We start from the raw sequence: 12,278 nt of genomic DNA, 5'->3' as shown, positions 1-12,278 counted from the left end.
TTGCCCATGCATCTGTCATGCCGCTTCGACCTGACGTGCCCGGCCCATCTTGCTGACATCTATCCGCAGAAGCTCGGCAGCATTCTTCCAGCGGATCTTCTCCAGGTCTTCACTGGAAATCTTGAGGCCATCAGTTAGATCGTGCCGGACGGCGTCGGATCCACCAAAATTCGAGCCGTAGAGAAGCCGGTCGGCGCCGATCAGTTCAAGGACAGCCTGCCGCATGACCGGTTCATGCAATTCAAGGTCAAAATAAAAATTTGGCAGATAGTCCACCATGTCTTTCTTATTGTGATAGGTATCCAGATTGCGGTTCGTCGCGTTCAGCCGGCCCAGTTGGTAGGGCACGTATCCGCCGCCATGCGTGATGTACACTTTCAGGTTCGGAAATCTGTCGAAAACGCCGCCATTGATCATGTACCAGAAGCATTTGGTTTCGTCATACTGCATACCGACAATCGCAGTCGTTTCGTACCGGTCGGTATTGGCATCCTCGCCCCAGGTCACCGACTGATTGTAACCGTGGATGAACATCGGCAGATCGACATCACACAACGCTTCCCAAACAGGGTCCATGGCCGGGTCGTCAAACTCGAGGCCGCCGAAATTCGAGCCGCCGGCCACCAGGCCCTTCATGTCGAGTTCTGTGCAGGCTCGCCGGATCTCGGCAGCCGCAGCCACGGGATTCTGGAGCGGCGCCGTGCACCATCCGAACAGGCGATCAGGTTGCTGATCGCAATATTCTCGCGTGACGTCGTTGACCTTCCGCGCATACGGAATGGCAAATTCTTCTTCCGCCCAATACATGTAGCAATGCGACGGCACTGAAACGACCTGAGCGTCCTGTCCGGCTGCATCCATTTTCGCGAGGCGGTTTTCGGCATTGGCCCAGCCGGCAAAATACTCCTCAACTGACGGCGCCTTGCCAGCCTTGACCAACGCTCTGCGTTCCGGAGAGCCGAGCGTCAGAATCCAGTGACCAACCCGCAGTTTAACGTCTCCGTCCGGGTGCTTCTCGAAGAACGGTCCCCAGTGCGGATGCTGATTGTAGTAACCGGGCAGGGGCGCGTGCGCGTGAAGGTCGATAAGCATGATGATCTCCGTGACGAGGATAAGCGAAATTGATTAAGCGTATCGTGGCCCAATCGATAAAATTAGTCAATAAAGGCATAAGTGTTCAATAAATAGTTTGAACCTATGACCAGACGACATCGACACGCTCGGGTCCCCTGAGCTGCAGGCCCACCGCCTTGGGAGGTGGCTGGTTCGGATCGAGCCGCAGTCCCGGAAGGTGTTCGAGCAAGCTGTTGATCGCCGCGATGATTTCGGCTTTCGCTACGAACAATCCGATGCACATGTGCGGGCCGAATCCGAATCCGAAGGACGGTTTTTGCGGTCTGAAAGGATCGAAGAGGTTGGCATTCTCGAATACGTCCTCATCGCGGTTTGCAGATGAGACGATACAGGACACCATCGCACCCTTTTCGATGGTGACATCCCGGATTGTAACCTCCTCGGCGGCTTCCCGGACCTTGAAAGTTGCGGTCGGTTCGAAGCGAACAGCTTCATCAACAACTTTGGCTATCACCGACTGATCCTGTCTGGCTCGATCCAAAAGGTCAGGGTCGCCCAGCAGGCAGCTTATCGCAGTCCCGAATGTTCGCGTTGTCGTTTCGGCAGCTGCCGGCAGCAGGCCGCGCACGAATGTCGCAATCTGATTGTCAGTCAGACGGTTACCATCCTCTTCGGCGGCAATCAGCAGGCTGATCAAATCACTGCCGCTTTCGTCCATTGCACGCCTCTGTTCGATAATCGGAAGCGTCGCATCATAGATAGCCTTTGCAGCATGCATCGCTTTTTCGCGTGCTTGGGACGCTTTTGAAGGATCGACTTGCGGACCCGCCAGTATGTCGAGCCCCCAGGCAGCATATTGGGAAATGGCGTCCGGGTCGTTGTCCGGATATCCAATAAGGGAATAGATGACTCTTATTGGGAACCAGAGTCCAAAGTCAGCGATGAGGTCAGCGGATTTCTCGGGGCGGGCGGCAAGTGGCAGGACGAATTCGTCACGAATGATCGGATCGATACGTTCGGCCTTCAGCTGATTTACGACGCTGGGCGAAAACACTGGTGTCAGGAGTGCGCGCGCCGCCTTGTGTTCTTCGCCGTCCATTCCAGTGAGAATGAAATTGTCCATGAAGGCGCCCAGACCCTCAGCAATGAAGCCGCTCGTGAAACGGCGCGCATCGCGCAGTACAGCCATTACGTCATTGTGCTTGAACAGGGTGTAGACTGGCCGGCTCTCATCGGGACGAGCGATTGAGGGCACTCCCATCTCGGCCATGAAGTCACCCCGATAAACGGGGGCCTCTCGTCGCATCCTTGCATAAATCGGGTGTGGGTCCTCGACCGTGCCGCGGTAGTTTTGACTAACGCCCGCATAGGCTTTTGCCACGTCCTCCTGCGGCAACTCCATCGTCGGTATGTCCGCCATTTTTCTTCCTCCATTATTGAACAGAACTATTCGTCATGTTCATCGCCAGCAAACCTTTTCCGGCGTGGACAGTCCATTGCCCCTGCCATCACCACCATATAAATGGACATAAATCCAATATATGTCGAAAAAAGCATGGATTCACCAGCCCATTGCGTGCTAGGGGTTATTTATTACACGAATAAATCAAAAGTGTATAAAAAACTGTCTGCAAGGTCGGCCTGGGGAGAGAAATCGCCGAGGCACTCCAGTGTGATGAAGGAGATGACATGCCGTATTCAGGATCAAGCGCTGATCTTAGGTCTGAGCGTTTTGAGAGCCACGACGTGTCCATCCTGACATCAGGGGTCGATTCCCTTGTCCGCATGCTCCTTGAGCGCGCCCGGCTCGACCAGGCAAAGGGCTGGCGGACAGGCGGATTTGTGTCTGGCTACAGAGGCTCGCCGCTCGCAACGTTCGACATGAAACTTGAAAATGAGGCCCAACGTCTCTCGCGGGCAGGCATCGAAGTCCTTCCCGCCATCAATGAAGACCTCGGCGCGACGGCTGTGTGGGGATCTCAGCAAGTCGGACTGTTCAGCGGGGCGCAGGTCGAGGGTGTCTTCGGCCTCTGGTACGGAAAGGCGCCCGGCGTCGACCGCTCAGGCGATGCCTTCAAGCACGCCAACTATGCGGGCGTCTCCCGCAAGGGCGGGGTCCTTGCCATCGCCGGCGACGACCACGGCGCAAAATCCTCATCACTTCCGGCGCAGAGTGAGTACAATTTCATCGATGCCGAAATTCCGGTCCTTGCGCCGTCAACCATTCGCGAAGTCCTCGAATATGGCGTGAAGGCATTTGACCTGTCGCGCTATAGCGGGCTTTGGTCCGCGATGACGGTGGTTGCCGAACTGATGGACTCCACGGCGAACCTAACGGTGGATGCAGGCATGTTCGCAACGAACTATCCGGACTATCCGTTCAGCGGCGACCCGGATCTCTGGATTCGCGAAAAAGACACCCCCCTACAGCAAGAAGAAAGAGTTCGCCTGAAGCGGCTGCCCGCTGCCCTTGCTTTTGCCCGCGCCAATTCCTTTGACCAGACGCTCCTCGAAGCCCCTCATGCGAGATTTTGTCTTGTTACGCAGGGCAAGGCATATCGGGATGTCACGCAGGCGTTAAGCGATCTCGGGATCACGGCGGACGTGGCCAAATCGCTTGGCCTTCGGATCTACAAGCCGGGCCTCGTCTGGCCGTTGGAGCCCCAGCGCGCGCTTGATGCCATCCGGGGAACGCAATCCGTTCTAGTGGTGGAAGAACGCAGGAGCCTAGTCGAAAGCCAGCTGCGTAAAGTCGGTTACGGCCTCAAGGACAGCCAGCGACCAGCCCTTCTCGGAAAGTTCGACGATGAGGGGCGGCCCCTGATCAGCGAGTTCGGGGAGTTGTCGGCAGATGATGTCGCGCGCGCAATCGGCAAATGGCTGCCTGAATCATTACATACAGAGCAGATGCGTTCTCATCTGGCTCGTATCAAGGTTGCGCCTTCGAATACGCCCGCACTGGCGTCGCGTGCGCCATTCTATTGTCCAGGTTGTCCGCATAACAGCTCGACGGTTGTGCCGGAGGGCAGCCGGGCCAGCGCAGGTATCGGTTGTCATTACCTGGTTCAGTACATGCCACGGCAGACCTCGACCTTTACCCAGATGGGGGCTGAAGGCATCACTTGGGTCGGCCAGGCTCCGTTCACGAGCGAAAAGCACATCTTCACGAATCTGGGGGATGGTACATATTTCCATTCTGGCATCCTCGCGATCCGGCAAGCCGTCGCCGCCAAGGTGAACATTACCTATAAAGTCCTGTTCAACGATGCCGTCGCTATGACGGGTGGGCAGTCCGTTGATGGCCCGCTCAGCCCGGCGGCGATGGCAGCCCAGATCGCAGCAGAAGGCGTTTCGGAACTCGTTGTCGTGAGTGACGACCCCGCAAGCCACGAGACCGCCACCGGATTTCCGTCAGGCGTCAACTTTTACGATCGCAGCGAACTCGATACGGTTCAGAAGCGCCTTCGGGACGTGCCCGGGACTACGGTGATTATCTATGTCCAGACGTGCGCAACCGAACTCCGTCGCAAGCGAAAGCGTGGGCTGACCGCCGACCCAAGCAAGAAGATATTCATCAATGAGCGCGTCTGCGAAGGTTGTGGCGATTGCTCTGCCAAATCCAACTGCATGGCCGTCGAGCCGGTCGAAACCGATTTTGGACAGAAGCGTCGAATCGACCAGTCTGCCTGCAATGTTGATGCTGCGTGCACAGATGGCTTCTGCCCGAGCTTTGTAACACTCGAAGGTGCGGAACTTGCTCCGCCCAAAAAGAAAGACGCCACGCCTTCTGCTGACCTCGCCGCGCCAAGCCTTACCAAGCTGACAGGAGACTCCGTGTTCAACCTCGTCCTTGCAGGTGTTGGCGGGCAGGGCATCACCTCTCTCAGTGCCATGCTATGCATGGCAGGGCACTTTGAGGGCCTTGCTGTAAATGCTGTCGATGCCCTTGGTATGGCGCAAAAAGGCGGCGGTGTTTATTCCCATATCCGCATGTCTCCATCTCCGGAAGCTGTTGTAAGCGCGCGCGTTGGATCAGGTGGGGCAGACACAGTTCTGACGAATGACATTGTCCTTGCACACAGCGAAACAATTCTGCCTCTTATGTCTGCAGACAAGACGCGTGTTGTCGCAAATCACCGGATCCTGCCCACGGCAGACATGATTGGGGCGCGGGATGCTCGGCATGAACGGGCGTCCATGCAGAGACAGATTGAAACGAATTCCTCAAGCTTCACGGTGCTTGACGCTGATCGAGTAGTTCGCGAGGAACTCGGGGATCCGATTTTCGCGAACATGTGCCTGTTGGGATCAGCCTGGCAGAGAGGCCATATACCGATCGGGCTTGCGAGCATAGTTCGCGCGATGGAGGAGGTTGGTGTCAAGGTCAAGCAGAACCGGCGTGCCTTTGAGCTTGGGCGTCAGATGGCGCTGGATGAAGGCTGGGCGAGCGTGAAAACGATTTCCAGGAAACCTCTGTCGATCGACGAACTCATCGACAAGCGAACCGCTGAGCTGGTAGCCTATCAGGATCGGGCCTACGCCGAGCGTTTCCGGGCCGCGTTGCGTCCGTTGCAGACGGCAAATGCACAAGCAGAAGGTGACTTCGTCCGGATTGCAGCTGAGAATCTCTTCAAGCTGATGGCATACAAGGATGAGTACGAAGTGGCTCGCCTGTATGCGAGCGATGAATATCGGCAGACGCTTCGGTCGAATTTCTCCGGTCGTTACAAGGTCCGCCTACATATGGCGCCGCCTTTGATTGCGCGAAAAAAAGAAGATGGAACGCTCCAGAAAATGAAGCTTCCTTCCTTCTTTTTCAAGCTTATGCCACTTCTTGCCGCCGGAAAACGTCTGCGGGGCAGTTGGGCAGATCCTTTCGGCTGGACCGAGGAGCGTAAAATGGAACGGGCCCTGCGGGACGAATACATTGAGCAAATCGCTCGCCTTGCCGGAAACCTCAGCCAGGTCAACGAGGATGCCGCCAGAAGATTGCTAGCTGCACCCCGCCTCATCCGAGGTTATGGCCATATCAAGGCTGCTTCGGTTGAAGATTACAAAGTGGAAGTCCGAGAGGCGGAAACTGGGCTCGTCTCTCAGTGCGGCACACCAAAGAAGACGCGGTTGATCGCGCGCGGATAAAATTGGTCAGGGAGAATAACAGTCCATGCAGTTAGCGAGAGTCAGCAACGGCCGTGAAGAGTTCTGGTGCCGGCGCGAAGAGACCGGTACCTCGGTTCGCCGGATCGGGGCGTCATTCCGGGACTGGGCGCCGGCGATTACGTCTGGAGACGGTCTGGATGCCTTGCAGCTGACAGGTACACCGCTCGCAACCGATGAATTGCGTTTCCTGCCGCCCTTCGATCCTTGGGCTCGGGTTGTTGTAGCCGGAGCGAACTATTCCAAGCACCTGACCGAGTTCGGCGTTCCTCAGGTTCAGTCGCCTTTTGCCTTCCTGAAAGCGAACGGCGCGCTGATCGGAGCGCATGACGATATTCGCTATCCGCCGCTGACCGAAAAACTCGATTATGAAGTTGAACTTGTCGCGGTCATTGGAACTGATCGGGTTGACCTCAACAATCCATATAAGAGTGTTCTCGGGTGGACAGTCGGCAACGATGTCAGTGCACGCGACCTACAAAGATCCGGGCCGAAAGGGATTGGCATGGATCTCTTCGCTGCGAAAAGCCAGGACCGATCAACGCCGGTCGGACCTTGGATTGTGACGCGCGACGAGTTTCCGGCTGATGCCACGCCGGTCTGCCGTATGATGACGCGCGTGAATGGTGAGATCCGCCAGAATGCCAGTACGGGCGACATGACGTTCAAGGTCGACGAAATCATCCGGTTCGTTCAGCAACGATCAAGTTTCGGTATTGGCGATCTCCTCTTCACGGGCACGCCGGATGGAGTCGCTGACGGATCGGGAAAGTTTCTTAAAGCGGGGGATGTTGTGGAGGCTGAAATTGAAGGTGTCGGCCTCCTTCGCAACACCGTTTCGAAGGACTGATTGTCAGTCTGTTTATTGATTGGGCGAGACGTACTCTTCGAATTCAAACATCTGACCACGGAGTTCTGACGGGTCGACTTTGATCAGCGGGCGCCCTTCCGTGGCCTCAACGCCTTCAACCCATTCGAATGCGACGCCTTTTGCCTTGAGTTGTTCAGCGCGCGCCTTGAGATCGGTGACGGCGATGCGGATATAATAAAGGCCAGGCCCCCAATTGTGGAGGTACAGCCCAGGCGCGCTGTCCCATTGTGTCGGCTCGATGACGTCAAGAGTTGCGCTCTGCTTGGATCTGAAACCGAACCTGGCAAGTTTATAGCCATCGCGCTTGAAGTGCTTGACGGGGGCGCTTGGCTCAAGGTCGATGTTTTCCGCACAGCGGGCAAGCGTCCAGTCGAGGTCGCGGACCAGGAATCCTCTTCGTGTGACGCGAACCATATCGCCGGGCGCCAAGCCTACCGGTTCGGGACAGGGGTCGGCAAACGTTTCGGGCGGGAACATGGGAGCTTCGGTGGGAATGATTTCGATGCACAAGCCGCCATCCACGTCTGGCTTGTAGACCGGGTCTTCCGGTGTGGCCCCGAACCAAAGCCGGTCGAATGGCATTTCCTTTGTACGCTGAGCGAGCCGGAATCTGAGCTTGCGCTTGTGGAGACGGTCGATCAGCCCGCCAAGTTCCGAGTTTAGGCAAGTCAGCACGACGGCATGGGTGACCATGGGGCGATGCCGGCCCTGGAAATCCTTCAGGCTCTCAAGAAAATCATGGAAAAGCGGATCACCCGGATTGGGCTTGTCGAGATGCCATTGCGGTTCAATCCGCGTGGGGGACATTGCCAGTGATTTGTTAACACGCAGGAAGTGAGCGATGTAGGGGTGATTGTCGAAGGCTTGGCGCCAGTTCTTGTGCTGGTGGATACCGAGCTTGTCGGTCAATAGATCGGCCATTCCGTCCGGGTCTGGCAGCATCATGTCGCCGCTGAGCAGCAGATCGTATTGCATGTTGGGTTCCTCCTTTAGCTCGAGCATCTGATATCCGCCCTGATGTCAGGTGCGTGCTCACAAGCTTTTTATTGAACAATAACGAGAAAAGTGTCAATAATTTCGACGCCGCAAATGCGAACAGTCCGGAACAGGCTGTTGGGAGGACAAGCAATGCGTCAGGCGAATGACTTGAAAGACGGCGATCCCAGGATCCGACCCTTGCCAGAGGAACGTTTGCCGGCCGATCTCAAGGAGAAAGTCTACCGCCTGGAAGATCTTGGAATTCTTAGCTCAACAGTTCCCGCGCGGATCTGGGCACATCGTCCTGTGCAGGCAACGAACTGGCTCTCCCTGATAGAGAGCTTTTACAGCGAAAGTGTTCTGACCGAGCGCCTGCGCGAACTCATCCGTTTGCGTATTGCCGCGATAACCAATTGTGAAGCGTGCAAATTGGCCAGGAAAAGCGACACCGTTTCGGCAGAGGATGTTGCCTGCATTGCCGCCGGCGACGAACGCTTCAATCGCGCCGAGCACGCTGCCATGGACTTCGCCGCACGGCTCGCCGGGGACCATGACACGATTACCGACAAGACATTCGAACAACTCAGGACATATTTCAGCGACGAGCAGATTGTCGAGATCAATATGTTCGCCGCGCTCATGCTGGCTGGCGGGCGTATGACCCATGCCCAGAAAGCTTATTCGGGATCCTGAAGGCGGTCGGTGGAACGTTCCATGACCCACTACGAGCCGAAGCGCTGTCAAAGCCAAACCGGAATGAACACGAACGATACACTTGGAGGATGACGTGCTCAGCAAATATGATGAAATGCTCTGCCATCAGACACCGACCACATTCGACCATGTTGTCGATACGGGCGACAATTGGCGGGAAAATGTCTGGTGTTGCGCGCATGACCGGAGCGGGCAGTTCTTCCTGAGCTCCCATTTCGGTGTTTCAACAAACCGCAATGTGATGGATGCGTCAGGCCTGTTGATGGTCGATGGCAAGCGCCAGCACAATCTTCGCGCGTCCCGGGTGTTCCGACCGGTCACCGATGAGGTCCGTGTCGGGCCCTTGTCCTACCAGATCATTGAAGGGATGAAGCGGGTGACTTGGGCGCTTGAGGAAAACGAGCAGGGTCATAGCTGGGAAGTCGAGTTTGAGGCAGCCATGCCGCCGCAAGAGGAAATTCCACAATTTGCCCGAAATCGCGGCCGTGTGATTGAGAGTATTTCGCGCTATGCGCAGACCGGACGGGCCAAGGGTTGGCTCAAGGTGGACGGGAAAGTGCATGATATCCGGTCTGACGAATGGTACGCGCACCGGGACCATTCGTGGGGCGTACGCTGGCAACACAATCTCTATGCAGAAGCTCAAGGCTTTCAGCCCCCTGAACCCTTGCTCGGATTTCTGGGTGACTGGCACATCTTCCAGTTCGAGGACTGGGCGGTCTGTTCGAGCCTTCGAGAAGATCACAATGGCGAGGTTCTCGATTTCACAGGCAGCCTAGTGCGGTCTGCCGGCGGCCACGATGACGAAGTCCGGCTCGTCGGCGAGGAACATGATTTCAGATTGGTTGAGGGCACCCGTCTCCTGGCTGGCGCAACGATCACGGCAATAGCCGAAGATGGCACTCGGCGAACCATCGAGATCAGGCCAATCACGCTGATCTATCTGCAGGCGGCCGGCTACTGGCCATACAAGGGATTCAGGCTGGGCCGCTGGATGGGTGAGAACTGGTCGGACGGGGAGATACTCGACACCTCGGACCCGACTGCGATGCGTGATGTTTCGGCGGCGCCGACCTTTGTTGTCGAGTGCCGTTGCGGCGATCAGGCAGGCTACGGAATGATCCAGTTCGGGATCCATGGGCAGCACCCGAAATATGCGCCCGCAAGGTAAAGACATTCGCGATGACAATTGACATGGAGACTGCCCGCCACCGCCTGACCGGCTGGTTTGGAGCCCGAATCCCCGGCGCGCAAAAACTCGAGGTTTCGGCTCTGACCGCACCGGGAGCAGGCGCGTCGAACGAGACCTATTTTGTAAGTGTTGCCTACCAGCAGGGTTGTGAGCTGATCTCCAGGGAGCTGGTTATTCGCTGGCCGCCTTCCGGATTCCACGTCTTTCCGCCCGAGTCCTACGATATGCAGCAGCAGTATGAATTGCTGAAGCGCCTCCAGCAGACATCGGTGCCAAGTCCAGCCGTGTTTGGTGTCGAAACCGATCAGGCCGTCCTCGGCATGCCCTTCTACGTTATGGAAAGAGTGTCTGGCTGGATACCGGGGGATTTCCCCCCCTATCACAGCGCCGGGCGTTTGTTCGAATCCAGCGAAGCCGAGCGTGAAAAAGTCTGGTGGAGCGGTTTGAAGACTGTCGCCCAAGTTCATGCTGTTGATGCGGCTGGAACCGGTCTCGATATGCTTGGCGTTCCGGAACAAACGGGATTCATGGAAGGACAGATCAGGCTTTACGACGCCGTTCTGGCCCAGAATCACGATCCGGTTCCCGATACGTTAGTGGCAGCGCGGCGGTGGTTGATCGAAAATGCGTTTACACCGCCCTGCCAATGCCTGTGCTGGGGCGATGCCCGTATCGGAAATATGATATTTGATGATGATCTGTCCGTCGTAGCGGCGCTCGACTGGGAAATGGCAGCAATCGGCGATCCGATCGCCGACCTGGCATGGTTTATCCATGTCGACTGGGCGGCGAGCGAAGGACGCCCCAGATCCCCGACACCGCGTTTGAAGGGATTCCCAGATCGTGAGGCGACGATTGCTAAATATGAAGCCTTGACCGGAAGGACGGTCGAGAACTTCAACTACTACGACGTTCTCGCGGCTTATCGGCTAGCGGTTGTCTATACCCGAATTGAGCAGGATCAGAATTATCTCGACCGGTCTGGAAACACCAAGGGCATGCTCACCATCACGCATTTCGAAAAGCTTGACAGTCTTATTGGGCTTTGACCAGAGCCGCATCTCGGCAGGGCAGTGTGCCGGGCGAAAAAGTTCGCCCGGCACACGTGTTAAGGCTTATTGTCAGGCAGCCGAATGGCCGTCCTAGAAAGTCCGGGCAATGATTTCCTTCATGATTTCGGACGTGCCGCCATAGATTCGCGCTACGCGCGCATCTACCCAGGCTCTTGAGACCTTGTATTCGCTCATGAAGCCGTATCCGCCATGCAGCTGCAGGAACTGGTCGAGCAGTTCCCCCTGCATCTCCGCGCCAAGGAGTTTCGCCATGGCTGCGACATCTGGCGTAAGCTCATCGCGCAGCAGCTGACCCAGGCAGTCATCCACAAAGGATCGCAGCATGGTGGCCTTTGCCTTGCAATGTGCCAGCGTGAACCGGGTATTCTGGTATTCTGCCAGAGGTTGTCCAAAGGCTTTCCTGTTCTTCACATAGTCTAGAGTTTCCTCGAATAGCGCATCGACCGATGCTGCGGCGCGAATGGCAATGATGAGACGCTCCTTTGCCAGCTGTTGCGTCAGGCAGAAGAAACCTTTCTGAGGATCGCCCAGCATTTCTGTCTTAGGTACACGGACATTGTCGTAGAAGAGTTCGCTGGTGTCCTGACCCTTGAGGCCGATTTTTTCGAGTTTCCGTCCCTTTGAACAGCCCTCCCGCTCATGGTCCACGATGAACAGCGTGATTTCCCGGCCGCTCGGCGTGGGATCCAGCTTGGTTGCAACGATGGCGACGTCTGAATTCGCGCCGTTTGAGATGAATGTCTTCTGACCGGTGATGAGAACATCTTCGCTATCAGGCTTGGCCGTCGTTCTGATGGCGCGCAGGTCTGAACCGGTACCGGGTTCGGTGAGAGCAAGGGCGCAGATTTTCTCCCCGCTGGCCATTTTAGGTAACCAGTTCTGTTTCTGCTCCTCTGTACCATAAGCCAGAACGTAGGGGGCCGATATGTCGGAATGGGTTGTAAACCCGACGGCCGTTGCATTGGCGCGCGCCAGTTCCTCGATGAGAATGGAAGCGTGCCCGAAGTCACCGCCCGGACCGCCATATTCCTCGGGAATGGTCAGGCATAGCAGACCCTGCTCGCCTGCTTTGAGCCATATTTCCTTGGGAACGATGCCATTCGTTTCCCACTCGGCATGAAAGGGCACGATTTCCTTGTCGACAAATCGACGGACCTGGTCTCGAAACATTTCATGGTCATCACGATAGACGGTACGCATTCTTGGGTCTCCTCATTCG

Annotated in this window: 9 protein-coding genes; 5 read left to right on the top strand and 4 right to left on the bottom strand. The window is 56.5% G+C overall.

From position 1 onward, the window contains the following. Window positions 1-15: 15 nt before the first annotated feature. Both HY17_RS16200 and HY17_RS16195 read right to left on the bottom strand, forming a co-directional pair. The gene (locus HY17_RS16200) at window positions 16-1,092 is read right to left on the bottom strand and encodes an amidohydrolase family protein (protein ID WP_034768578.1); all 1,077 of its coding nucleotides are present in this window, start codon (window positions 1,090-1,092) and stop codon (window positions 16-18) included. 103 nt (window positions 1,093-1,195) lie between these two features. Beyond that, entirely contained in the window at window positions 1,196-2,494 is a 1,299-nt protein-coding gene (locus HY17_RS16195) for a cytochrome P450 (protein ID WP_197020298.1), read from the bottom strand. A gap of 269 nt (window positions 2,495-2,763) precedes the next feature. Here HY17_RS16195 and HY17_RS16190 point away from each other — a divergent pair, with 269 nt between their 5' ends. Continuing rightward, complete coding sequence (locus tag HY17_RS16190; protein WP_081813200.1) at window positions 2,764-6,213, top strand: indolepyruvate ferredoxin oxidoreductase family protein; 3,450 nt, start codon at window positions 2,764-2,766, stop codon at window positions 6,211-6,213. A 25-nt stretch (window positions 6,214-6,238) separates the two neighbouring features. Beyond that, window positions 6,239-7,081: a fumarylacetoacetate hydrolase family protein gene (locus tag HY17_RS16185; RefSeq protein ID WP_034768576.1), complete on the top strand. Its 843-nt coding sequence runs from the start codon at window positions 6,239-6,241 to the stop codon at window positions 7,079-7,081. A 12-nt stretch (window positions 7,082-7,093) separates the two neighbouring features. Here HY17_RS16185 and HY17_RS16180 read toward each other — a convergent pair whose 3' ends face one another. Further along, window positions 7,094-8,077, bottom strand: a complete 984-nt coding sequence (locus HY17_RS16180) for a lactoylglutathione lyase (protein WP_034768837.1) — start codon at window positions 8,075-8,077, stop codon at window positions 7,094-7,096. A gap of 153 nt (window positions 8,078-8,230) precedes the next feature. On the opposite strand from HY17_RS16180, the gene HY17_RS16175 reads away from it, so the two are divergent. From HY17_RS16175 to HY17_RS16165, 3 genes are all read left to right on the top strand, one after another. Beyond that, window positions 8,231-8,773 carry a carboxymuconolactone decarboxylase family protein gene (locus HY17_RS16175; protein ID WP_051600224.1) on the top strand — a complete coding sequence of 181 codons (543 nt, stop codon included), beginning with the start codon at window positions 8,231-8,233 and terminating at the stop codon, window positions 8,771-8,773. Between the two features lie 94 nt (window positions 8,774-8,867). Further along, window positions 8,868-9,965 (top strand): hypothetical protein, encoded by a 1,098-nt coding sequence (locus HY17_RS16170; protein ID WP_034768574.1) that lies wholly within the window; start codon window positions 8,868-8,870, stop codon window positions 9,963-9,965. Between the two features lie 11 nt (window positions 9,966-9,976). Further along, a complete protein-coding gene (locus HY17_RS16165; protein ID WP_034768572.1) occupies window positions 9,977-11,035 on the top strand; it encodes a phosphotransferase family protein in 1,059 nt (352 codons plus the stop codon). Between the two features lie 93 nt (window positions 11,036-11,128). Here HY17_RS16165 and HY17_RS16160 read toward each other — a convergent pair whose 3' ends face one another. Further along, window positions 11,129-12,259 (bottom strand): acyl-CoA dehydrogenase family protein, encoded by a 1,131-nt coding sequence (locus HY17_RS16160; RefSeq protein WP_034768570.1) that lies wholly within the window; start codon window positions 12,257-12,259, stop codon window positions 11,129-11,131. Between the last annotated feature and the right edge of the window lie 19 nt (window positions 12,260-12,278).

It is taken from the genome of Hyphomonas sp. CY54-11-8, assembly GCF_000682735.1.
Taxonomy (GTDB): domain Bacteria; phylum Pseudomonadota; class Alphaproteobacteria; order Caulobacterales; family Hyphomonadaceae; genus Hyphomonas.
Note: the sequence above shows the minus strand (reverse complement) of the source record. Positions and strands in the feature narration are given on the sequence as shown.

Excerpts from the sequence above, each read along its gene's own strand:
- HY17_RS16175 (WP_051600224.1), top strand. The coding sequence starts at position 8,231 with ATGCGTCAGGCGAATGACTTGAAAGACGGCGATCCCAGGATCCGACCC.
- HY17_RS16165 (WP_034768572.1), top strand. The coding sequence starts at position 9,977 with ATGACAATTGACATGGAGACTGCCCGCCACCGCCTGACCGGCTGGTTT.
- HY17_RS16180 (WP_034768837.1), bottom strand. The coding sequence starts at position 8,077 with ATGCAATACGATCTGCTGCTCAGCGGCGACATGATGCTGCCAGACCCG.
- HY17_RS16185 (WP_034768576.1), top strand. The coding sequence starts at position 6,239 with ATGCAGTTAGCGAGAGTCAGCAACGGCCGTGAAGAGTTCTGGTGCCGG.
- HY17_RS16190 (WP_081813200.1), top strand. The coding sequence starts at position 2,764 with ATGCCGTATTCAGGATCAAGCGCTGATCTTAGGTCTGAGCGTTTTGAG.
- HY17_RS16160 (WP_034768570.1), bottom strand. The coding sequence starts at position 12,259 with ATGCGTACCGTCTATCGTGATGACCATGAAATGTTTCGAGACCAGGTC.
- HY17_RS16200 (WP_034768578.1), bottom strand. The coding sequence starts at position 1,092 with ATGCTTATCGACCTTCACGCGCACGCGCCCCTGCCCGGTTACTACAAT.
- HY17_RS16195 (WP_197020298.1), bottom strand. The coding sequence starts at position 2,494 with ATGGCGGACATACCGACGATGGAGTTGCCGCAGGAGGACGTGGCAAAA.